At 60.9% G+C, this 21,193-nt stretch carries 20 protein-coding genes, 1 pseudogene and 1 riboswitch; of the genes and pseudogenes, 14 read left to right on the forward strand and 7 right to left on the reverse strand.

Features of this window, described 5'->3' with window-relative positions; translation table 11 throughout:
* Window positions 1-626: ABC transporter substrate-binding protein (locus tag G9X64_RS07835; protein WP_171376321.1), on the reverse strand; the 626-nt coding region annotated here is incomplete at its 3' end.
* A 308-nt stretch (window positions 627-934) separates the two neighbouring features.
* On the opposite strand from G9X64_RS07835, the gene G9X64_RS07840 reads away from it, so the two are divergent.
* From G9X64_RS07840 to queE, 4 genes are all read left to right on the forward strand, one after another.
* Window positions 935-1,987, forward strand: a complete 1,053-nt coding sequence (locus G9X64_RS07840; protein WP_171376322.1) for a LacI family transcriptional regulator — start codon at window positions 935-937, stop codon at window positions 1,985-1,987.
* 186 nt (window positions 1,988-2,173) lie between these two features.
* Window positions 2,174-2,884 (forward strand): 7-cyano-7-deazaguanine synthase QueC, encoded by a 711-nt coding sequence (gene queC / locus G9X64_RS07845; RefSeq protein ID WP_171376323.1) that lies wholly within the window; start codon window positions 2,174-2,176, stop codon window positions 2,882-2,884.
* Window positions 2,884-3,240, forward strand: coding sequence for a 6-carboxytetrahydropterin synthase QueD (gene queD / locus G9X64_RS07850; RefSeq protein ID WP_130739779.1), 357 nt, complete (start codon window positions 2,884-2,886; stop codon window positions 3,238-3,240). Before queC ends, queD begins: the two co-directional genes overlap by 1 nt.
* The gene (gene queE / locus G9X64_RS07855; protein WP_171376324.1) at window positions 3,237-3,965 is read left to right on the forward strand and encodes a 7-carboxy-7-deazaguanine synthase QueE; all 729 of its coding nucleotides are present in this window, start codon (window positions 3,237-3,239) and stop codon (window positions 3,963-3,965) included. The genes queD and queE overlap by 4 nt, the downstream gene beginning before the upstream one ends.
* 4 nt (window positions 3,966-3,969) lie before the next feature.
* Here queE and G9X64_RS07860 read toward each other — a convergent pair whose 3' ends face one another.
* From G9X64_RS07860 to G9X64_RS07885, 6 genes are all read right to left on the reverse strand, one after another.
* Window positions 3,970-5,193: an adenylate/guanylate cyclase domain-containing protein gene (locus tag G9X64_RS07860; RefSeq protein ID WP_168313583.1), complete on the reverse strand. Its 1,224-nt coding sequence runs from the start codon at window positions 5,191-5,193 to the stop codon at window positions 3,970-3,972.
* A gap of 104 nt (window positions 5,194-5,297) precedes the next feature.
* Complete coding sequence (gene nrdF / locus G9X64_RS07865) at window positions 5,298-6,272, reverse strand: class 1b ribonucleoside-diphosphate reductase subunit beta (RefSeq protein WP_171376325.1); 975 nt, start codon at window positions 6,270-6,272, stop codon at window positions 5,298-5,300.
* Window positions 6,273-6,443: 171 nt separating this feature from the next.
* On the reverse strand, window positions 6,444-8,648 hold the full coding sequence (nrdE, locus tag G9X64_RS07870) for a class 1b ribonucleoside-diphosphate reductase subunit alpha (protein ID WP_171376326.1): 2,205 nt from the start codon (window positions 8,646-8,648) through the stop codon (window positions 6,444-6,446).
* Window positions 8,627-9,031 carry a class Ib ribonucleoside-diphosphate reductase assembly flavoprotein NrdI gene (gene nrdI / locus G9X64_RS07875; RefSeq protein ID WP_168313586.1) on the reverse strand — a complete coding sequence of 135 codons (405 nt, stop codon included), beginning with the start codon at window positions 9,029-9,031 and terminating at the stop codon, window positions 8,627-8,629. Before nrdI ends, nrdE begins: the two co-directional genes overlap by 22 nt.
* Before the next feature lie 14 nt (window positions 9,032-9,045).
* Window positions 9,046-9,267: a glutaredoxin-like protein NrdH gene (nrdH, locus tag G9X64_RS07880; protein WP_018243700.1), complete on the reverse strand. Its 222-nt coding sequence runs from the start codon at window positions 9,265-9,267 to the stop codon at window positions 9,046-9,048.
* Between the two features lie 264 nt (window positions 9,268-9,531).
* Window positions 9,532-9,755, reverse strand: a riboswitch (cobalamin riboswitch).
* 242 nt (window positions 9,756-9,997) lie between these two features.
* Window positions 9,998-12,253: a heavy metal translocating P-type ATPase gene (locus G9X64_RS07885; protein ID WP_168317803.1), complete on the reverse strand. Its 2,256-nt coding sequence runs from the start codon at window positions 12,251-12,253 to the stop codon at window positions 9,998-10,000.
* Window positions 12,254-12,324: 71 nt separating this feature from the next.
* On the opposite strand from G9X64_RS07885, the gene G9X64_RS07890 reads away from it, so the two are divergent.
* The 10 genes and pseudogenes from G9X64_RS07890 to G9X64_RS07935 all read left to right on the forward strand — a co-directional run.
* Window positions 12,325-12,747 (forward strand): MerR family transcriptional regulator, encoded by a 423-nt coding sequence (locus G9X64_RS07890; RefSeq protein ID WP_168317802.1) that lies wholly within the window; start codon window positions 12,325-12,327, stop codon window positions 12,745-12,747.
* 69 nt (window positions 12,748-12,816) lie between these two features.
* The gene (locus G9X64_RS07895) at window positions 12,817-14,052 is read left to right on the forward strand and encodes a TIGR03862 family flavoprotein (protein WP_171376327.1); all 1,236 of its coding nucleotides are present in this window, start codon (window positions 12,817-12,819) and stop codon (window positions 14,050-14,052) included.
* A 159-nt stretch (window positions 14,053-14,211) separates the two neighbouring features.
* Window positions 14,212-15,171, forward strand: coding sequence for a helix-turn-helix domain-containing protein (locus G9X64_RS07900; protein WP_168317800.1), 960 nt, complete (start codon window positions 14,212-14,214; stop codon window positions 15,169-15,171).
* A 166-nt stretch (window positions 15,172-15,337) separates the two neighbouring features.
* Complete coding sequence (gene adh, locus G9X64_RS07905) at window positions 15,338-16,846, forward strand: aldehyde dehydrogenase (protein ID WP_171376328.1); 1,509 nt, start codon at window positions 15,338-15,340, stop codon at window positions 16,844-16,846.
* 166 nt (window positions 16,847-17,012) lie between these two features.
* A complete protein-coding gene (locus G9X64_RS07910; protein ID WP_168313250.1) occupies window positions 17,013-17,405 on the forward strand; it encodes a DUF779 domain-containing protein in 393 nt (130 codons plus the stop codon).
* A gap of 105 nt (window positions 17,406-17,510) precedes the next feature.
* On the forward strand, window positions 17,511-18,107 hold the full coding sequence (locus G9X64_RS07915; protein WP_097622209.1) for a DJ-1/PfpI family protein: 597 nt from the start codon (window positions 17,511-17,513) through the stop codon (window positions 18,105-18,107).
* A gap of 24 nt (window positions 18,108-18,131) precedes the next feature.
* On the forward strand, window positions 18,132-18,482 hold the full coding sequence (locus tag G9X64_RS07920) for a ribbon-helix-helix domain-containing protein (RefSeq protein ID WP_168317798.1): 351 nt from the start codon (window positions 18,132-18,134) through the stop codon (window positions 18,480-18,482).
* A 177-nt stretch (window positions 18,483-18,659) separates the two neighbouring features.
* Window positions 18,660-19,367: an SDR family NAD(P)-dependent oxidoreductase gene (locus tag G9X64_RS07925; RefSeq protein WP_171376329.1), complete on the forward strand. Its 708-nt coding sequence runs from the start codon at window positions 18,660-18,662 to the stop codon at window positions 19,365-19,367.
* A gap of 232 nt (window positions 19,368-19,599) precedes the next feature.
* Window positions 19,600-20,730 (forward strand): calcium:cation antiporter, encoded by a 1,131-nt coding sequence (locus G9X64_RS07930; protein ID WP_171376330.1) that lies wholly within the window; start codon window positions 19,600-19,602, stop codon window positions 20,728-20,730.
* Between the two features lie 131 nt (window positions 20,731-20,861).
* Window positions 20,862-21,134, forward strand: a pseudogene (locus G9X64_RS07935) (bestrophin-like domain); the annotation flags it as partial.
* Between the last annotated feature and the right edge of the window lie 59 nt (window positions 21,135-21,193).

Below are 21,193 nucleotides of genomic sequence, written 5' to 3' on the forward strand. Positions count from 1 at the left end.
TAGAACTCCGGACCGCCGGTCGACAGCACGATGGAATCGAACATCGTCGCTTCCTGCCAATTCTGGCCACCGAGCGCCAGCGGGATGACGCCGGCAGCCTTCGCCTTGTCGAGCAGGGCGATCAGATCGTCGAAGGTCTTCGGCTCAGTGCCGCCGATCTTGTCCATCACCGCCTTGTTGATCCACAGCCAGTTGACCGAGTGGACGTTGACCGGGGCTGCGACCCACTTGCCGTCATAGACCGAGAACTTCTGCAAGGCCGCCGGAACCGACTTGTCCCAGCCTTCCTTCTTCGCCGTCTCGGTCAGATCGCCCATGACACCGGCCTCAGCATAATCGAGCACGGTATAGCCCAGCATCTGCGAGGCTGTCGGATAGGTGCCGGCCGCAACCATCGCCTTCAGCGCCGTCATCGCCGCATCGCCGCCACCGCCGGCAACAGGCACGTCCTTCCAGGCAAACCCTTCCTTCGAAAGATCCTCCTTCAAGACGTTCAGCGCCGCTGCCTCGCCGCCTGACGTCCACCAGTGCAGCATCTGTACTTCCTTGACGTCAGCGGCATGGGCAGCACTGAGGCCAGCCATCATCACGACAGCAACAGCTGCCGAGCTCAAAAACTTGCTCATGAATTTCCTCCCGTTTGCAAATCGGCGGCGGGACCCTCCCTGCCGCCCGATGCTTCCCGCCATTGCAGCGGTCAGCATACGGCCGCACTCCTCCGCGCGGTTGACAATTTAAAACGTTATAAGCCCCCTGTCGTCAAGCCCTTTCTCGACTCCCGAGAAAAATATGGTTATTTCACTAAGTTACTGACTATAATTCATATTTAATTCGTGACTAACAGAACGTTAAAATTTAAAACGTTTTCATTCGTCGATTGCGCGCCGGATTCATCGTGTTATGGTATCGGCAATTCCAGCATGGAAAGCCAAGGGTGACCGAACCGTCCGGGCCGCAGCGCGGCGAAAATCTCGATATCACGCATAAGCGCGGCAAGCCGACCTTGCGAACGATCGCCACGATCGCCGGCCTTGCGGTGACGACGGTGTCACGGGCGCTTTCCGATGCGCCGCAGATTTCGTTCGAGACCCGTCAACGGGTGCACCGCATCGCCCGCGAGATCGGCTATCTCCCGGACCGGGCCGCGCAGCGTCTGAAGACCGGCCGCACCAATGTCATTGCCATCCTGCTCGATTCGCACGAGGAAGTGGTCGGTTTCAGCACCTCGATCATGTACGGCATCGCCAAGGCGTTGAAAGAGACCTCCTACCATCTTGTCGTCGCGCCGAACTTCCTGTCGACGACCGATGTCGAGGCCGCCGAATACATCATCCGCAATCACCTCGCCGACGGGCTGATCTTCACGCGCACCGAACCGCTCGATGCCCGCGTCCGCCTGCTGCTCGAAACCGGCTTTCCCTTCATCTGTCATGGCCGCACCGAATTTTCGACGCAGCACCCCTATGTCGACTACGACAATTTCACCTTTGCCTATGAGGCAACGCGCCGGCTGATCGCCAAGGGCCGCAAAAAGGTGGCAGTGATCCTGCCGCCGAAACGGCTGACCTTCTGCCAGCATATCCTGCATGGCTTCATGACAGCGGTGCGGGAGGCAGGCATCACCTATGAGATCCCCGAGGCGGTCGATCTCGATACGCCGGCCGGCGTGCTGCGCGGCTTCATTAGCAGCCGCGCCGACGCCCCGGATGCTCCTGATGGCTTCATCTGCCCCGGCGAAGTTTCAGCACTTGCCGTCATCAGCGGCATGAGCGATGCCGGCCGCATACTGGCGGTCGATTACGATATCGTCGCCAAGGAGACGTCCCATCTTCTCAGCCAGTTGCAGCCGAAGGTCGACACGATCCACGAGGATCTGACGGCGGCCGGCGAGGATCTGGGACGCATGCTGCTGCAGCGCATCAGCGATCCGGATGCCGAGGATCTGCAACTCCTGCTGCCACCGCAGATCAACTTTCCGATCGGTTAGGGGCTACCCCGCTGTGGGGAGCGTTGGCATCAGACCCCGAAGCCATGAAAACCGCCGTGAAATCAACGTCATCTCATCCCTCAATCACGCTCACGCTTCAAAACTGTTTCCATGGCGCGTGATTTGTTCTAGAAGCACCGCCTAATCCGGTCGCAGCCCACCCGGTCAAAACAAGGGATCCAAAATATGAAAACCATCGTCGTCTGCTCCGGCGGACTGGACTCCGTTTCGCTTGCCCACAAGGTAGCGACGGAAAAACAGCTTATCGGCCTGGTCTCCTTCGACTACGGCCAACGGCATCGCAAGGAACTCGACTTCGCCGCCAGATGTGCCTCACGGCTCTCCGTTCCACATCATATTATCGACATCGCCAGCATCGGCGGTCATCTCAGCGGATCGGCCCTGACCGACAATGTCGAGGTTCCCGATGGCCACTACGCCGAGGAGACCATGAAGGCCACCGTCGTGCCGAACCGCAATGCCATCATGCTGGCAATCGCGTTCGGTTTGGCGGCCGCGCAAAAAGCAGGTGCAGTTGCCGTCGCCGTGCATGGCGGCGACCACTTCATTTATCCGGACTGCCGGCCGGGCTTCATCGATGCTTTCCAGCATATGCAAAACGAAGCGCTGGACGGTTATGCCAGCGTGAAACTGCTTGCACCCTATGTCGATGTTTCCAAAGAAGCAATCGTGGTTGACGGCGCGAAACACGGCACGCCGTTTTCGGAGACCTGGTCCTGCTACAAAGGCGGCGAACTCCACTGTGGGCGCTGCGGAACCTGCGTGGAACGCCGTGAAGCTTTCCATCTTGCCGGTGTTCCCGATCCCACGGAGTATGAAGACCGGGATTTTTGGAGAGCGGCCGTGTCGCGATACTCGGCCACGGAGGTGCGTTGATGTACCGCATCACCAAGGAGTTTCATCTCTCCGCCTCCCATCAATTGGATCACCTGCCTGCCGACCATCAATGTGCTCGGCTTCACGGCCACAACTACATCGTCATCGTCGAACTGGCTGCCGAAAGCCTGAATGATGATGGCTTCGTCCGTGACTATCACGACCTCTCACCGCTCAAGCGCTATATCGACGAGACTTTCGATCATCGTCACCTGAACGACGTCTTCGGCCATTCGAAAGTCACCTCCGAATTCCTGGCAAAGCACTTTTACGACTGGTGCAAGCAGCGCTTTCCAGAGACCTCATCTGTTCGCGTCAGCGAGACCCCCAAAACATGGGCGGAGTACAGGCCATGAGCCTCGGGAGCATTCGCGTCAGCGAGATCTTTGGCCCGACCATACAGGGTGAAGGCGCCTTGATCGGGCTGCCGACGGTGTTCGTGAGGACAGGCGGCTGTGACTATCGGTGTTCCTGGTGCGACAGCCTTCACGCCGTCGATAGCGCCTTCCGGGATCAATGGATTCCCATGTCCACGGAAGCGATCTGGCACGAGGTCATGAAGCTCTCCGGGGGCAAGCCACTGACGGTTTCCCTTTCCGGAGGCAATCCGGCGATACAGCCCTTAAGCCCACTGATCGAGCTGGGCCATTCCCAAGGATACCGCTTTGCACTGGAAACACAGGGAAGCGTAGCCCAAGCCTGGTTTCGCGATCTCGATATTCTGGTCATCAGCCCCAAACCCCCATCAAGCGGAATGCTGACGGACTGGGACCAGGTGAATCACTGCCTTCAACTGGCCGCCGGCGGACCAGAGGTCGCATTGAAGATCGTCGTCTTCGACGATAGCGACTACGAATTCGCCCAGCGCGCGGGTCAGCGCTATCCCCAAATTCCCCTGTTCCTTCAGCCCGGCAATCATACGCCGCCGCCGCCCGATGACGATGACGCACGCATTGATATCGACGGCGTGATGGATCGGATGCACTGGCTTGTCGCAAAAGTAACAGCCGACCAATGGTTTACAGCCCGCGTGCTACCTCAACTGCATGTGCTGCTTTGGGGAAACAAGCGAGGAGTATAAGTTTCTAGCGCTCCGGAAAGGCGAAAACATCGACCGGCTCGCCGAGCCCGCGCAACGGGAAGGTGCCGAGACTGTCCATCTCTTCCGCACAGCCCGCCCTTTCGACGAAGGCCCGCGACAAGAGCACCGGACGCTTGACCTCCTTTGTCAGGGTTTCCAGCCGCGAGGCGACATTGACCGCCGGGCCGATGACGGTGAAATCGAGCCGCCGGCGCGAGCCGATATTGCCGTACATGACGTCGCCGACATGCACGCCGACGCCGTAGCGCAGCGGTTCGCGTCCGTTGCCCGCATACTGCTGGTTCAATTGCGCCATCAACCCCTGCCCTTCGCGGATCGCCTGCAGCAGATCGTGACAGGCCGTTTCCTTGCTCAGCGGAAAGATCGCCAGCAATCCGTCGCCCATGAACTTCAGGATCTCTCCGCCATACCGTTCGATCGGGTCGGACATGGCGTCGAAATAATCATTGAGCAGATGGATGACATCGTCGCGCGGCCAGAGATCGGAGATCGCCGTAAAGTCGCGCAGGTCGCAGATCATGATTCCCGCACCGACCGTCGCACCGCTGCCGCGCGTCGTGACGCCCGCCAGGATCTGTTCGCTCGCATGCGGCCCCACATAGGTCTGCAGCAGCGTACGCGCCATGATGTTCTTCAGCCGGATTTCGCTGACGAGCGTCAGGGCCGGCAGCAGATCACGCAGGAAATCGACATGCTCGCTCGTAAAACCGCCCGGCCGGCTGGTGGAAAATGTCGCGACATGCCGTTTGCCGAAAGTATGCTCGAGCGGCCAGGCGATATACTCCGTGAGGCCGTCATCGCGCAGTTCCTGATAGAATGAATCCTCGTCGCCGTCGACTGTGCCTTCCAGCTGTCTACGCACCTCCTCCGCACCCTGATGGATCGCGTTGACGGGACTCTTCAGGAACTCCGGCGTGTTTTCGACACCATAGGCGAAAGTGTTGATTTTCGCCTCTGCCAGGCCTTCCTTCCAGAGGATGCGGGCGCCGATCCATTGCGGATGGTTCGTCCTGAAATGCAATGTCGCCCGGGCCACTGGCACCCCTGATGCCAAAAGCTTCTCGCACATTTCCACCAGGATATTGTCGATGAACCGCTCGCCGCGCGTCTCGTTCACCAGCCAGTCGAGAATCCGTCTTCTGCGGATCGGCCAGACGCCCTCTTCCGCTTCGACGGCAGTCCCGGCCTTGTTCAAAAAAGACGACATCAAAAACTCCCGCTACGCCACATCATCGGCGAGGACCAAATTTAGTTTCCGCTGAATGTGGGCGATGAGAGAGCAAATGATAAGAGGTAGACGCCGATCAAGCCTCAGAAATCCCAGTCCTCGTCCTCGGTCGCCACCGCCTTGCCGATGACATAGGAGGAGCCGGAGCCGGAGAAGAAGTCGTGGTTCTCGTCGGCATTCGGCGAAAGCGCTGACAGGATCGCCGGATTGACCTTACAGGCTTCAGCCGGGAACAGCGCCTCATAGCCAAGGTTCATCAGCGCCTTGTTGGCATTGTAATGCAGGAATTTCTTGACGTCCTCGGTCAGCCCGACGCCGTCATAGAGCGCCTCGGTATATTTCGCCTCGTTGTCATAGAGTTCGAGCAGCAGTTCGAAGGCGAAATCCTTGATCTCCTGCCTTCTCTCCTCGCCGAGCCGCTCCAGCCCGCGTTGGAATTTGTAGCCGATATAATAGCCGTGCACCGCCTCGTCGCGGATGATCAGCCGGATCATGTCGGCCGTGTTGGTCAGCTTGGCGCGGCTCGACCAGTACATAGGCAGGTAGAAGCCGGAATAGAACAGGAAGCTTTCGAGGAAGACGCTCGCAACCTTCTTCTTCAACGGATCGCCGGAGCGATATTGCTCCATGATCAGCGTCGATTTCCGCTGTAGGAATTCGTTCTCCTCCGACCAGCGATAGGCATCGTCGACATCCGGCGTCGAGCACAGCGTCGAGAAGATCGACGAATAGGAGCGCGCATGCACCGCCTCCATGAACGAAATGTTGGAAAGCACCGCCTCCTCATGCGGCGTCGCCGCATCTTCCATCAGCCTGATGGAACCGACGCCATTCTGGATCGTGTCGAGCAGCGTCAAGCCGGTGAAGACGCGGATGGTGAGCTGCTGCTCGGTCGGCGTCAGCGTTGCCCAGGAAGGAATGTCGTTCGAGAGCGGCACCTTTTCCGGCAGCCAGAAATTGCCGGTGAGCCGGTTCCAGACTTCGAGATCCTTGTCGTCCTCGATGCGGTTCCAGTTGACGGCGCGCACGCGGGAGGCGGGTTTGATTTGCATGTTCATGGGTGGTCCTTCTTGAGGAATACGTCTGGGCAACCCCCTCATCCGCCTGCCGGCACCTCTCCCCGCTGGGGAGAAGAGACTTGTGGCAGCGGCATCCCCAACCAAGTCGCCTCTCCCCAGCGGGGAGAGGGTTAGGGTGAGGGGGCTTCTGGCTCGAGGCCCGAAATCAAATTACAGCGTACAGGATACGCAGCCCTGCACCTCGGTGCCGGACAGCGCCATCTGGCGGAGGCGGATGTAGTAGATCGTCTTGATGCCCTTCTTCCAGGCATGGATCTGCGCCTTGTTGATGTCGCGCGTCGTCGCCGTGTCGCGGAAGAACAAGGTCAGCGACAGGCCTTGGTCGACATGCTGGGTCGCCGCCGCATAGGTGTCGATGATCTTCTCCGGCCCGATCTCATAGGCATCCTGATAATAGTCGAGATTGCCGTTGGTCATGAACGGCGCCGGATAGTAGACGCGGCCGATCTTGCCTTCCTTGCGGATCTCGATCTTCGAGACGATCGGATGGATCGAGGAGGTCGAATGGTTGATATAGGAGATCGACCCCGTCGGCGGCACTGCCTGCAGGTTCTGGTTATAGAGGCCGGAGGCCATCACCACTTTCTTCAGCGCTGCCCAGTCTGCCTGTGTCGGAATAGGGATACCTGCCGTCTCGAACAGCGCCTTCACCCTCTCCGTCGCCGGCTCCCAGAGCTGCTCGGTATATTTGTCGAAATATTCGCCGGATGCATATTTCGAATTCTCGAAGCCCTTGAAGCTCGTGCCGCGTTCGACCGCCAAAAGGTTCGAGGCGCGGATCGCGTGATAGGTCACCGTATAGAAATAGATGTTGGTGAAGTCGACGCCTTCCTCGGAGCCGTAGAAAATGCGTTCGCGGGCGAGGTAACCGTGCAGGTTCATCTGGCCAAGGCCGATCGCATGGCTCTCGTCATTGCCCTTCTCGATCGAGGGAACCGAGGAAATGTGACTCATGTCGGAAACGGCCGTCAGCGCCCGGATCGAGGTCTCGATCGTCTTGCCGAAATCAGCCGAATCCATTGCCGCCGCGATATTCAGCGAGCCGAGATTGCAGGAAATATCCTTGCCGAGATGTTTGTAAGAAAGGTCGTCGTTGTATTCGCTGGCCTCGCTCACCTGCAGGATCTCCGAGCAGAGATTGCTCATCGAAATGCGCCCGGCGATCGGGTTTGCCCGGTTCACCGTGTCCTCGAACATGATGTAGGGATAGCCGCTCTCGAACTGGATTTCGGCAAGCACCTGGAAGAATTCGCGCGCCTTAATCTTCTTTTTGGAGATGCGGGCATCGTCCGCCATCTCGCGGTACTTCTCCGTCACCGAAATCTCGGTGAAGGGCACGCCATAGACGCGCTCCACATCATAGGGCGAGAACAGGTACATATCCTCGTTGTTCTTGGCGAGCTCAAAGGTGATATCGGGCACGACGACGCCGAGCGACAGCGTCTTGATGCGGATCTTCTCGTCGGCATTTTCGCGCTTGGTGTCGAGGAAGCGCATGATGTCGGGGTGGTGGGCATTGAGATAGACGGCACCCGCGCCTTGGCGCGCACCGAGCTGGTTGGCATAGGAAAAACTGTCTTCGAGCAGCTTCATCACGGGGATGATGCCCGAGGACTGGTTCTCGATATGCTTGATTGGCGCGCCCGCCTCGCGGATATTCGTCAGCGACAGCGCCACACCGCCGCCGCGCTTCGACAATTGCAGCGCCGAATTGATCGACCGGCCGATCGATTCCATATTGTCCTCGACACGCAGCAGGAAGCAGGAAACCAGTTCGCCGCGCTGCTTCTTGCCGGCATTGAGGAAGGTCGGTGTCGCCGGCTGGAAGCGGCCGGAAATGATCTCGTCGACCATGTCGCGGGCAAGGGTCTCGTCGCCGCGCGCCAGAGCTAGCGCCACCATGCAAATGCGGTCCTCGTAGCGCTCGAGATAGCGCTTTCCGTCGAAGGTCTTCAGCGTATAGTTGGTGTAGTATTTGAAGGCGCCGAGGAAGGTCGGGAAACGGAATTTTTTGGCATAGGCCTGGTCGAACAGATCCCGCACGAAATTGAAGGAATACTGGTCGAGAACCTCCTGCTCGTAATAGCCCTCGGTCACGAGGTAATCGAGCTTTTCCCGGAGATTGTGAAAGAACACCGTGTTCTGGTTCACATGCTGCAGGAAATACTGCTTAGCAGCCATTCGATCCTTGTCGAGCTGGATCCGCCCCTCATCGTCATAGAGGTTCAGCATCGCGTTCAGCGCGTGATAGTCGAGGGTTTCGGCTGCCTTCAGCGGCCTTTCCCCGGCGGGCTGAGCAAAAGTGTGATGCGGTTTTGCGCCCGCATCCCGCGTCAGGTTTGTTGCCGTGTCCAAAATCGTTCCATTCCGTGTTTCACCTTGGCGACGTCGTCTTCGGTGCCCATGAGCTCGAACCGGTAAAGGTACGGCACCTGGCATTTCTGCGAGACCACGTTGCCGGCGAGCCCGTATGTCTCGCCGAAATTGCTATTGCCCGCGGCGATCACGCCGCGGATGTGTCCTCGGTTTTCCGCATCATTGAGGAAACGGATCACCTGCTTGGGAACGGCGCCCTTGCCGCCGTCGCCGCTATAGGTCGGCACGACCAGCACGAAGGGTTCGCGGATATGGAACGCGTCTGCGCCACCTGCCGGAATGCGCGCCGCGCGCAGTCCGAGCTTGGCGACGAACCGATGGGTATTTTCGGATCGGCTGGAATAATAGACGATCAGGCCCATCGCTTGTCCTCAACTCAGGAGAGCGCGCTGATCATGTCGGGACGGAAGCCCGCCCAATGCTGCTCGCCGGCGATGACCACAGGCGCCTGCATATAGCCGAGGCTGCGGACGCGATCGAGCGCTTCGGCATCCTGCGAGATATCGACGATGTCATAATCGACACCCAACCGGTCAAGGGCGCGGTAGGTGGCAGTGCACTGGACGCAGGCAGGCTTGCTGTAGACGGTAATGGTCATGATATTCCTCGTGACGACGCGATTGGGCGAAGGGCATCGATCGGAAATCTGTCGATATCCGTCGAAAAATTCTCTGATGATGTGAGTTATGCGGCTGTTTAGCCGCTGGGCATACTCCGCCCTCTAGCTCTAGCGGGTGGCGGCCTGAACTGAGATACTGACATGACTTCACCCCGAAGTGGCTCATGCGGAGGTTCGGGCCTGCGAAACGCGACACGGAGATTCCCCGCAGCCATGCAACGCGACCTTCCGGACACCCCGCCCGTGGACGTTTCGTTTGAGGCAGGTCTCCTGGCTAACGGGTCAAAGCGCCTGCCCAGCCTTCCCGGAGCATCATGCTCCAGTGACCTGAAATCGGACAGTTGCTCGCCGCTTACAGTTGCGGGGGCAGCTCCGGCATTGCCGCGCCATAATGGCGAAGCGCACCGTATTCCCGTCTTAGCCGTCGATCCTCACGAATCGACGGAACCTCGAACACTAGATATAGTACGCCAATCCAAATTCGCGTCAACGGATGGTTTGTGCATTGCGTTACGACAGGTTTGAAATCGCTATGTTCCTGTGAAAAACATGGCTAACCAAAGCTTAAAGAAAGCAGGCTGTGGAGAAACTCCCGACGAGGAAAGCCTATCAATGGCCGGTCAAGCGATTTTCGATTCGAGATCGGGCCCGAATCGTTGACGGGAGATCCCGCCGGCGACGAGCGCCGGAGGGATGCAGTCAGGAATGTTTATATCTTTATCCGAAGCAGCCGCAGCGCGTTGATCGTCACCAGCACGGTGGCGCCGGTATCGGCGAGGATCGCCGGCCAGAGCCCGGTGATGCCGGCGATCGTCGTCACCAGAAACACCGCCTTCAGCCCGAGTGCGATGGTGATATTCTGCAGGATGTTGCGCATCGTGCGTTTGGAAAGTTCGATCATCCGCGCCACGTCGCCGACGCGTCCGTGCAGCACGGCGGCATCCGCCGTCTCCAGCGCCACATCGGTGCCGCCGCCCATGGCGATGCCGATATCGGCCGCGGCCAGCGCCGGAGCATCGTTGATGCCGTCACCGACCTTGGCGACGATGAAACCCTGGCGCTTCAATTCGACGACGACCCGCTGCTTGTCCTCCGGCATCATCTCGCCGCGCCAGTCGATGCCGAGCATGCCGGCAACGGCTGCTGCCGTCCGCTTGTTGTCGCCCGTCAACATCATCGCCTTGACGCCTGCTGATTTGAGGGCAGCGAGCCCGGCCTCGGCATCCTCACGCGGCTCGTCGCGCATGGCGATCAGGCCGGCCGCGATACCATTGACGAGCAGCACCGACACGCTTTTGCCCTCGTCGTTCAGCGCCGTGATGCGTGCATCCTGTTCCGCGCCAAGCGTCCCTCGCTCGCGGGCGGCAGGCGGCGACAGCAGATCCAGCGTCTCACCGCCGACTTTGCCGCTGACACCCTTGCCCGGCAGCGCTTCCAGCTCGAAGGCCGGCGGCACGGGAACGCCGTCCGCCTTGGCACGGTTGAGGATCGCCAGCGCCAGCGGATGGCTGGAACCCTGCTCCAGCACCACCGCGCGCGACAGCACCTGCGCCTCGCTCAGACCAAAGGAAATGATGTCAGTCACCTGAGGCTTGCCTTCCGTCAGCGTGCCTGTCTTGTCGAAGGCGACCATCGTCACCTTGCCGAGCGTTTCCAGCACCGCACCGCCCTTCATCAAGAGCCCGCGCCGCGCACCTGATGAAAGCGAGGCGGCGATCGCCGCCGGCGTCGAAATGACGAGCGCGCAGGGGCAGCCGATCAAAAGGATGGCAAGGCCCTTATAGACCCATTCGCCCCACGGTCCTGCGAACAGCAACGGCGGAACGACCGCGACCAGCGCTGCGACCACGACCACGCCGGGCGTGTAATAGCGTGAGAACCGATCGATGAAGCGTTCGGTCGGCGCCTTCGATTCCTGCGCTTCCTCCACCAGCTTGACAACGCGGGCGATGGTATTGTCGGCGGCAGCCGCCGTGACGCGAACCGTCAGCACCGCATCGCCATTCACCGTGCCGGCAAAAACGACGGCATCGACGCCCTTGCGTACCGGCGTGCTCTCGCCCGTCACCGGCGCCTCATCGATCGCGCTCTCGCCTGAAATGATAATGCCGTCCGCCGAGATCCGATCGCCAGGACGAACCATGATGATGGCACCGACCGAAAGGCTTTCCGCCGCCACCTCACGTGTCTGCCCATTGTCTTCGAGCAGCGCATTCTTCGGCACCAGACCCGTCAGCGACTGGATGCTTTCCCGCGCCTTGCCCGCCGCCACCCCTTCCAGCAGCTCGCCAACGAGGAACAGGAACACGACAGTTGCAGCCTCTTCGCCGGCATTGATGATGACGGCGCCGACGGCGGCGATCGTCATCAGCATCTCGATCGAAAACGGTATGCCTGAGAAGGCGGCCATGATGGCGCGCCGCGCGATCGGCACCAGCCCGATCAGCATGGCGACGATGAAGGCATAGGATGCAATCGCCGGCACGAGATGGCCGACGGCATAGGCGGCAACGAGTGCCGCCCCCGAAAGGATGGTCAGCCGGCCCTTCCTACTCCGCCACCAGGGACCGGCCATTGGCGCATGGTCGTGCCCGTGCAACCCCTCGATTTCCTGCTCGCCGTGATCGTGAGAATGGTCATGGCTATGGCCTGCATGATCGTGCCCTTCATGGTCGTGGTCCGCGTGATCGCGGTGATCATGTCCATGGTCGTGACGATGCTGCGTGCTGTGGGCAGGCGCAGCGTTTGCGGCAAGCGGGGCGACGGAATAGCCGAGCCCAGTCACCTTCTTCTCGATCGCCTTGAGATCACTGCCGCCGTCGTGCCGGACGGTCATCGTGCCCGCCATCACCGAAACGGAAACATCGGCGACACCCGCCAAGCGTCTGACCGCCGTATCGATCTTGGTTGCGCAGGAGGCGCAATCCATGCCGCCAACCCGGTATCGTGTCTCGCTCTCAGCCATGATCCGCTTCCTTGCCAAATAGAAGCATCTCTCCTACATCCTCTAGCGACTAGAGGTGCAAGAGAGAAATCATGAAAAAGATCACGATCGGCGAAGCTGCGCGCCGGAGCGGCGTCAAGGTGCCGACGGTGCGTTACTATGAGAGCATCGGGCTGCTCGCGGCACCGAGCCGCAGCGAAGGCAACCAGCGCTCCTTCGAGCCCGCAGATATCAACCGCCTCGCCTTCATCCGCCACGCCCGCGAACTCGGCTTCGAGATCGAGGCGATCCGCACGTTGCTGACCCTGCAGGACGATCCACACCAGTCCTGTGCCTCGGCCGACGCCATCGCCAAGGCACGTCTCGTCGAGGTCGAGCAGCGCATCCGCAGCCTGACGGCGCTGAAGGCCGAGCTGGAGACCATGGTGGAAGGTTGCGGCCACGGCCGCGTCGACCAATGCCGCGTCATCGAGGTTCTCGCCGACCACGGCCAGTGCACACATCCGCACCACTGATCTCCGCCCTTGCAGGCGATCCGCGCCCGCGCCAAAACTGAATGCAGAGAGAATCGGGCGAAGACATCCATGGACCAGAAGCGGATTGCTATCATCGGCGGCGGCCCGGCGGGTCTCGCGGCCGCCGAACTGCTTTCCCGTTCCGGTCATGCGGTGACGGTCTACGACGCCATGCCGACCTTTGCCCGCAAGTTTCTGCTGGCCGGCAAGTCCGGTCTCAACATCACCCATTCCGAGGATTACGCCCGCTTCATCACACGCTTCGGCGCGGCATCTGCCCGCCTGCAAACCGCTCTTGATGCGTTTACCCCTGATGACATCAGGGATTGGGCAGCAGGGCTCGGCACCGACACCTTCGTCGGCTCGTCCGGCCGAGTTTTCCCGAAGGTGATGAAGGCCTCGCCTTTGCTGCGCGCCTGGCTCAGGCGGCTGGAAGCACAGGGCGCCACGCTGCGCACCCGCCACCGCTGGACCGGTTTTGCCGCAGACGGCTATGTTTTCGAAACGCCCGAAGGGCGCAGCATCGTCCATTGCGACGCGGCCCTGCTCGCGCTCGGCGGCGCAAGCTGGCCGCGCCTCGGCTCCGATGCTGCCTGGGTGCCTTGGCTGGCCGGCAGGGGTGTGGAAATCGATACTTTTCAACCCGCCAATTGCGGCTTCGTCGTCGGATGGAGCGGGAACTTCAGCGAGCGTTTCGCCGGCGAGCCGGTAAAATCAGTCACCGCCACGTCCGAGGCCGGCACGTTTCCCGGCGAATTCGTCATCACCGGCAGCGGCATCGAAGGCAGCCTCGTCTATACCCATACGGCCGTGTTGCGCGACCGGCTGCTGAACCATGGCAGCGCCGTCCTGACGCTCGACCTCGCACCCGGCCGCACCATCGAGAGGCTGAGCCGCGATCTTGCGCGGCAGGACGCCAAATCGAGCTTTTCAAACCGCCTGCGCAAGGGCGCCGGCCTCGACGGCGTCAAGGCGGCGCTGCTGCGCGAACTTACTCGCGAGCGCGACCGCACCGATCTGGGGCGTCTCGCCGGCATGATCAAGGCCCTGCCGGTGCCAGTGATCGAAACCCGGCCGATCGCCGAGGCGATCTCCTCGGCCGGCGGCATCCGCTGGAGCAGCATCGACGAAAGCTACATGTTGAAGGCACTGCCGGGCACCTTCGTCGCCGGCGAAATGCTCGACTGGGAAGCGCCGACCGGCGGTTATCTCCTTACCGCCTGCCTGGCGACCGGCCGGGCGGCAGCGCGTGGTATCGAAGCCTGGCTGTCACGGTCGATGCCGATGATCTCGAACCGGATCTAGATCAATGAAATGGCGGATGATGTCGTGCAAAGATCGCTGACACTTTTCAGCATTGTGCGCTGATCGCTTGAGGCGAAGGGGAGGATGGCCGTCGACACGTGCAATTGCAAACCGGCCGCTTTTCCATCAGACTATGCTGAACTTCGGTGGGAGGAGCCGATGCACGAACACTCAGCACACGCCGAGCACGTCTACACGTCTGCCCAGCGCGATTCCGCCGCAGCCAGTTCTCCGGTCGTCGCCTCATGGCGTCGGTGCATGACCATGCACCAGCTCGCCCCCGAGGATGAACGCGCGCCGCTACGCCTCACCGACCAGGAATTTCGCCGTGCGCGCGAGCAGTCCGAACAGCTGATTGCCAACGCGACGGAAGAGCTCGATCGTCTCTTTACCACCGTTGGCAGGGCCGGCTGCTGCCTACTTCTGACCGACAAGAACGGCATCGCGCTGGAGCGCCGGGGGGCTGCCGGCGACGACAAGGAATTCCGTGAACTCGGCCTCTGGACCGGCTCGGTCTGGACCGAGGCCAGCATCGGCACCAACGGCATCGGCACCGCACTTGCCGACGAGCGTGCCGTCGCCATCTTCCGCGATCAGCATTTCTTCTGCTCGAACACCAGCCTGAGCTGCACGACCGCGCCGATCCGCGATCATCGCGGCCGGCTGGCCGCAGCCCTCGACATCTCCACATGCCGCGAAGACGTCAACGAGATGACGCTGGCAATCCTGACGCAGACCGTACGCGATGCCGCGATGCGTATCGAGCTCAACCTTTTCCGCTCCGCCTTTGCTGGCGCTCGTTTCCTGATGGTCCCGGCTGGCGCCAATTCCGCCGCCGCCCTGCTGGCCGTCGACAGGCACGACCTTGTGCTCGGTGCGACGCGCGCCGCCCGGACCGCGCTGCAGCTCGACGACAAACGTATCGCCGCCGGCATTCCGGCGGCCGATGCCCTGCACGAGGCTGGCGTCTCCCAGCAGGACGAGATCGTCGAGGCAGAGAAGGCGGCACTCTTGCGGGCGCTTTCGCGCGCCGGTGGCAATGTCTCGCAGGCGGCGATCGCGCTCGGCATCAGCCGCGCCACGCTGCACAGGAAGATGAATAAGCTTAATCTCCACTGATAACGGTAAAGGTTCCGCTCCTAGAGCAATCGCCACCCGATGCTGTCGCAGGTCTGCGACACTGTGCGCTGCGGTATGGAAGACCCACCCTGTTCCCTCCGCCAAAACATGCACATTTTCCTCCCACTGGTTCGTTTGGGAACCTGGATCATCAAGGGAGGATGACATGCTTCATCAAAAAATCGTCGAGTCGCCGTTCAAGCTGAAATACGGCAACTATATCGGCGGCGAATGGCGCGAGCCGGTTGAAGGCAAATACTTCGAAAACCTCACGCCCGTCACCGGCGGCAAGCTCTGCGACATTCCCCGCTCCAATGAGAAGGACATCAATCTCGCGCTCGACGCCGCTCATGCGGCTAAGGAAAAATGGGGCCGCACCTCCGCCGCCGAGCGCTCCAATATACTCATGAAGATCGCCCAGCGCATGGAAGACAAGCTGGAGTTGCTCGCCCAGGCCGAGACCTGGGACAACGGCAAGCCGATCCGCGAAACCATGGCGGCCGACATTCCGCTGGCGATCGACCACTTCCGCTACTTCGCCTCCTGCATCCGCGCCCAGGAAGGTTCGATCGGCGAGATCGACCACGATACCGTCGCCTATCACTTTCATGAGCCGCTCGGCGTCGTCGGCCAGATTATCCCGTGGAACTTCCCGATCCTGATGGCCACCTGGAAGCTGGCGCCTGCACTTGCCGCCGGTAATTGCGTCGTACTGAAGCCCGCCGAGCAGACCCCGGCCTCGATCCTGCTCTGGGCCGAGATCGTCGGCGATCTTCTGCCACCCGGCGTGCTTAACATCGTCAATGGTTTCGGCCTCGAAGCCGGCAAGCCGCTGGCGACCAGCCCGCGCGTCGCCAAGATCGCCTTCACCGGCGAGACGACGACAGGCCGGTTGATCATGCAATATGCCAGCCAGAACCTCATTCCGGTGACGCTGGAGCTCGGCGGCAAATCGCCGAACATCTTCTTCGCCGACGTGATGGCCGAGGACGACGACTTCCTCGACAAGGCGCTCGAAGGCTTTGCGATGTTTGCCCTCAACCAGGGCGAAGTCTGCACCTGCCCGAGCCGCGCCCTCGTCCAGGAATCGATCTACGACCGCTTCATGGAAAAGGCCGTCAAACGCGTCGAGGCGATCAAGCAGGGCAACCCGCTCGACACCGCAACGATGATCGGCGCTCAGGCCTCGACGGAGCAGTTGGAAAAGATCCTCGCCTATCTCGACATCGGCAAGCAGGAAGGCGCGGAAGTGCTGACCGGCGGCTCGCGCAACGATCTCGGCGGCGAGCTGGCGAACGGCTACTATGTCAAGCCGACGATCTTCAAGGGTCACAACAAGATGCGTGTGTTCCAGGAGGAGATCTTCGGACCGGTGGTTTCGGTCACGACCTTCAAGAACGAGAAGGAAGCGCTCGAAATCGCCAACGACACGCTCTACGGCCTCGGCGCCGGTGTCTGGAGCCGCGACGCCAATCGCTGCTACCGTTTCGGCCGCGAGATCCAGGCCGGCCGCGTCTGGACCAACTGCTACCACGCCTACCCGGCCCATGCTGCCTTCGGCGGCTACAAGCAATCGGGTATCGGTCGTGAAACCCATAAGATGATGCTCGACCACTACCAGCAGACCAAGAACATGCTGGTGAGCTACAGCCCGAAAGCACTCGGCTTCTTCTAAGAGCAGCCAATGGTGTTATGATGAAAAGCCTTCTCCCCGACACGGGGAGAAGGCCTTGTCTTTAGAGCGCCACGCATCCCGTAGGACGCTCTAACGCTTTGAATTTGCGTATAATCTTTCCGAAAATCGATCCGATTTTCGGGGTTATGCGCTGGAGGAGGCAGCCATGGAAACCACCGTCAACGGCGAACCGCGTGTCCTTGCAACCAACACAGCCCTCGATTTGATCGCAGAAATCAAGCGGGATCACCCCGAGATCCTCTTCCACCAGTCCGGCGGTTGCTGCGACGGCTCCTCGCCGATGTGTTATCCGGCTAACGAATTCATGATCGGCGACAGCGACGTCAAGCTCGGCGAGATCGGCGGCGTACCGGTCTATATCAGCGCCAGCCAGTTCGAGGCGTGGAAGCATACGCAGCTGATCATCGACGTCGTGCCGGGCCGCGGCGGCATGTTCTCGCTCGACAACGGCCGCGAGAAGCGCTTCCTGACCCGCTCCCGCCTCTTCGGCGGCGGCGAGGCTTGCGCAGTGCCTGATGCGAAGGTCAGGGCGGTCTGATGCTGTCGCCTTATCGGGTGCGAATTTTGCCTGTAGTATTCCCATAGTACCTGCTCTCCACAGCTCTTTGCTACTCTCCGCCTGTTGGTTTCAAAGGAGGATACGATGCCAGCCTCAAAGATTCTGATGATCACCGGTGATTTCACCGAAGATTACGAAACGATGGTGCCGTTTCAGACGCTGCTCGCGTGCGGCTACACGGTCGACGCCGTCTGCCCCGGCAAGAAGGCCGGCGACACCGTTGCCACCGCCATTCACGATTTCGAAGGCGACCAGACCTATTCCGAAAAACGCGGTCATAATTTTGCGCTGAACGCCACTTTCGACAGCGTGCGGGCCGAAGATTACGATGCGCTCGTCATCCCCGGCGGGCGGGCGCCTGAATATCTGCGCCTCAACGCCGATGTCATCAAATCCGTGCGGCACTTCTTCGACGCCGGAAAACCCGTCGCCGCTATCTGCCACGGCGCGCAGCTGCTTGCCGCTGCCGGCGTTTTGAAGGGCCGCACCTGCTCGGCCTATCCCGCCTGCCGGCCGGAAGTCGAGCTTGCCGGCGGCATTTATGCCGACATCGCCATCAGCGATGCAGTCTCGGACGGCAATCTGGTCACGGCGCCCGCCTGGCCGGCACATCCCTCGTGGTTGCGCCAGTTCATGGCCGTGCTCGATGCCGCAGCCCTGCTGGAAACCAACGCCGCCTGAGAAGGGAGGCACGGGGAGGACAACATGTGTGAACTGTTCATCAAGGCGGATGCGCGGCTTTGGGAAAGCGCCACCCGATCGCTGCGCATCGACGGCATGGTCACCAGCGTCAGGTTGGAGAACTTCTTCTGGGCGAAGCTCGAGGAGGTCGCCCGGCGCGACGGCATGAATGTCGTCCAGCTGATCACCCGGCTGCATCATGAATCGATCGATGCCGGCCATGATCTCGGCAACTTCACATCCTTCCTGCGGGTCTGCTGTGCCCGCTATCTCGACCTGCAGCTCACCGGCGACATCCCGGCCGATGTCAGCCGTCCGATCTCCGGCCTCGACGCACCTGTCATCCTCGGCCGCGAACGAGCGAAGTATCATTGAAAGCCAGGCCCGACAGGACTATCGGGCAATGAGAACGGAACTGCCCGCGGATAGCTTCGCCGGCAGTTCCGCAAGACGTCTCGACATTACCCTTGCGGTGGCCTTGCACTGCGGCGCAGGCTGGATCAACAATACGCGGCATCGTCCAGCACCGGCACCATCAGGAGACCGATTGCCATGAATAGCCAGAAAGCGGTGATCGTCACCGGAGCCGGCGGCAACCTCGGCAGCGCCGTTGTCCGCGAGCTTGCCAGTGCCGGCGCGAAACTCGTCTGCATGAACCGTTCAAGCAATGAGCTGGAAGCCTTGGCCGGCGATCTTCCCGCCTCCACCGAGTTTCTGTCGATCGCGGGAACGGATCTCACCGATTATGCTTCCTGCGCCGCCGCTGTCGCCCGGGCCGTCAAGCGCTTCGGCGGTGTGAGCGCATTGGTCAACACCGTCGGCGGTTTCCAGATGGGGCCGGTCGGGCCGGAGGCGCCCGCGCAGTGGGAGACGATGATGACCGCAAACGCCCGCACCGCCCTGACGATCAGCGCCGCGGTTCTCCCGACCATGAAGGCGGCCGGCTACGGCCGCATCGTTCATGTTGCTGCCGCGCCCGGCCTGAAGGCTGGCGCCAAGCAGGCCGCTTACGCCGCCTCCAAAGCCGCCGTCATCCGGCTGACCGAGGCGATCGCCGCCGAATGCCGCGACGACCGCATCACCGCCAACTGCATCCTGCCCGGGACCATCGACACACCTGAGAATCGCGCGGCCATGCCCGATGCGAAGACGGATGGCTGGGTATCGCCGCAATCGATCGCCCGCCTCATCGCCTTCCTGATTTCGCCGGCCGCAGCCGTCGTCACCGGCGCGGCAATCCCGGCGACCGGCCGCGAATAACGGAAGACGTGGCGTGATCGGTCGCCCGCGATTGCTACTTTGTCGAGATCAGTAAGTGATGACAGAGACCTGCAAGTTTTATTCAGTGACACACGATCTGGCTTGAGCTTCGGTTCGTCTTGAGGCAGCCTCGTCTGCGTCTGCTCATGGGACGGGCAGGAGAACAGCGGGCGGACACCATGGTGTTGATGATCGCATTGCGGCGGCATTTGCCAGAAGGCGGATGGTTTCGATGACGGAGGGTCCGGCATTGCGCACCGTCGGCGCAACCAGCCGGGTGCGCGAGGAATGGTTCCTCGGCGTTAGCGTCGCGACCAGCCTGGCGTTTCTTGCCTTCCGGGAACAGCTCTTCGGCCGGCTTTCCGATCCGCTATGGTTCACTGTGGTTTTCATCTGGCTGTTTGCCGTCGTCCTCGGCTCCGCTCTGTCGGTCGTGCGGCACGCGGATCATCTGGCGGAGCGGCTGAAGGAGCCTTACGGCACCCTCATTCTGACGCTTGCCATCACCTCAATCGAGGTGATGGCAATATCCGCCGTCATGCTTCACGGCGAGAACAATCCCACGCTTGCACGCGACACCCTGTTCGCAGTCGTCATGATCATCCTGAACGGTATGGTCGGCCTGTCCCTGCTGCTGGGAGCATGGCGGCGGCCGGAACAGCAGCATAACCTCCAGGGCGCCAACGCCTATCTCGGGGTCATTGTCCCGCTGGCGACCCTCAGCCTGGTGATGCCGACATTTCTTGCAGGCCCATACGGACAGCATCCATCCGCATCGAGACAACTGATACTGGGTATAATATCGGTCGGCCTTTACGCTACGTTTCTGTTTCTTCAGGCCGGTCGCCATCGGGACTATTTCGCTGACGACAGCAACCGTCACGAGCCCATCAGCGAACGTGTCTCTCGCCATGGACAGGTTTGGCATCATGCCATTCTGCTTTTCGCCTATATGGCTCCTGTCGTCTTTCTCGTCGAACAGCTTGCCCGGCCGATCGATTACATTATCGAAACCCTGCATGCCCCAACCGCATTTGGCGGTGTTGTCATGGCCATCCTTGTTGCGACGCCCGAGGCAATCAGCGCCGTGCGTGCATCCATCGCCAACAATCTTCAGCGCGCCGTCAACATTTTCCTTGGTTCGGTGTTGTCGACGATCGGGCTGACCGTGCCGGCGATGCTTGTCATCAGCCGTCTTTACGGGCACCCGGTAACCCTCGGCCTGGAACATGGAGATCTGGTGATGCTCGTGCTGACCCTGGCCGTCAGCATCATCACCTTTGCCAGCGGCCGCACGCATCTCATGCAAGGCGCTGTCCATCTGGTGCTTTTCCTGGCTTACGTGCTGCTCATTTTCCAGTAATGAAACCCGCCCGATTGCGGCCGCACAAGATCAGGAAAGTAAAGAGTTCCGCGCTTGGCCCGCCTTCCGCTATGATAACAGCACAGCTTGCAAGGTGGCTGCAGGCTTACGTGGCGATACGGAGACCGGACTTGGGCTCACTGTTGGTTGGCGGGCTGGTATTTATTTTTCTGTCGCTGGCTACATCGATAGGATTGGCGGTGCGCGGCCGCTTGCCGGATCACCATCTCAATGCAGAATCCAAGGACGTCATCAGGCTGGCGACTGCGGTGGTAGGAACGCTGTCGGCCCTGGCGCTCGGCCTTCTGATCGCATCCGCCAAGTCGTCCAATGACAATGCCGAAGTGGAAATGAGAACGGCGGCGGCACGGGTACTCCTGCTTGACCGCGTCGTGGCGCAATACGTGTTGTTTTCCACGCGGAACTGAGCCGGTTTTTCCACCGAGAAGTGAGCCACCTCTGA

The organism is Rhizobium sophorae, assembly GCF_013087515.1.
Classification (GTDB): Bacteria; Pseudomonadota; Alphaproteobacteria; order Rhizobiales; family Rhizobiaceae; genus Rhizobium; species Rhizobium sophorae.

Excerpts from the sequence above, each read along its gene's own strand:
- queE (WP_171376324.1), top strand. The coding sequence starts at position 3,237 with ATGAGCCTCGGGAGCATTCGCGTCAGCGAGATCTTTGGCCCGACCATA.
- G9X64_RS07910 (WP_168313250.1), top strand. The coding sequence starts at position 17,013 with ATGGAAACCACCGTCAACGGCGAACCGCGTGTCCTTGCAACCAACACA.
- nrdI (WP_168313586.1), bottom strand. The coding sequence starts at position 9,031 with ATGGGCCTGATCGTCTATTATTCCAGCCGATCCGAAAATACCCATCGG.
- queC (WP_171376323.1), top strand. The coding sequence starts at position 2,174 with ATGAAAACCATCGTCGTCTGCTCCGGCGGACTGGACTCCGTTTCGCTT.
- G9X64_RS07860 (WP_168313583.1), bottom strand. The coding sequence starts at position 5,193 with ATGTCGTCTTTTTTGAACAAGGCCGGGACTGCCGTCGAAGCGGAAGAG.
- nrdF (WP_171376325.1), bottom strand. The coding sequence starts at position 6,272 with ATGAACATGCAAATCAAACCCGCCTCCCGCGTGCGCGCCGTCAACTGG.
- G9X64_RS07925 (WP_171376329.1), top strand. The coding sequence starts at position 18,660 with ATGAATAGCCAGAAAGCGGTGATCGTCACCGGAGCCGGCGGCAACCTC.
- G9X64_RS07885 (WP_168317803.1), bottom strand. The coding sequence starts at position 12,253 with ATGGCTGAGAGCGAGACACGATACCGGGTTGGCGGCATGGATTGCGCC.
- G9X64_RS07920 (WP_168317798.1), top strand. The coding sequence starts at position 18,132 with ATGTGTGAACTGTTCATCAAGGCGGATGCGCGGCTTTGGGAAAGCGCC.
- G9X64_RS07895 (WP_171376327.1), top strand. The coding sequence starts at position 12,817 with ATGGACCAGAAGCGGATTGCTATCATCGGCGGCGGCCCGGCGGGTCTC.
- nrdH (WP_018243700.1), bottom strand. The coding sequence starts at position 9,267 with ATGACCATTACCGTCTACAGCAAGCCTGCCTGCGTCCAGTGCACTGCC.
- G9X64_RS07930 (WP_171376330.1), top strand. The coding sequence starts at position 19,600 with ATGACGGAGGGTCCGGCATTGCGCACCGTCGGCGCAACCAGCCGGGTG.
- adh (WP_171376328.1), top strand. The coding sequence starts at position 15,338 with ATGCTTCATCAAAAAATCGTCGAGTCGCCGTTCAAGCTGAAATACGGC.
- G9X64_RS07915 (WP_097622209.1), top strand. The coding sequence starts at position 17,511 with ATGCCAGCCTCAAAGATTCTGATGATCACCGGTGATTTCACCGAAGAT.
- G9X64_RS07890 (WP_168317802.1), top strand. The coding sequence starts at position 12,325 with ATGAAAAAGATCACGATCGGCGAAGCTGCGCGCCGGAGCGGCGTCAAG.
- G9X64_RS07900 (WP_168317800.1), top strand. The coding sequence starts at position 14,212 with ATGCACGAACACTCAGCACACGCCGAGCACGTCTACACGTCTGCCCAG.
- queD (WP_130739779.1), top strand. The coding sequence starts at position 2,884 with ATGTACCGCATCACCAAGGAGTTTCATCTCTCCGCCTCCCATCAATTG.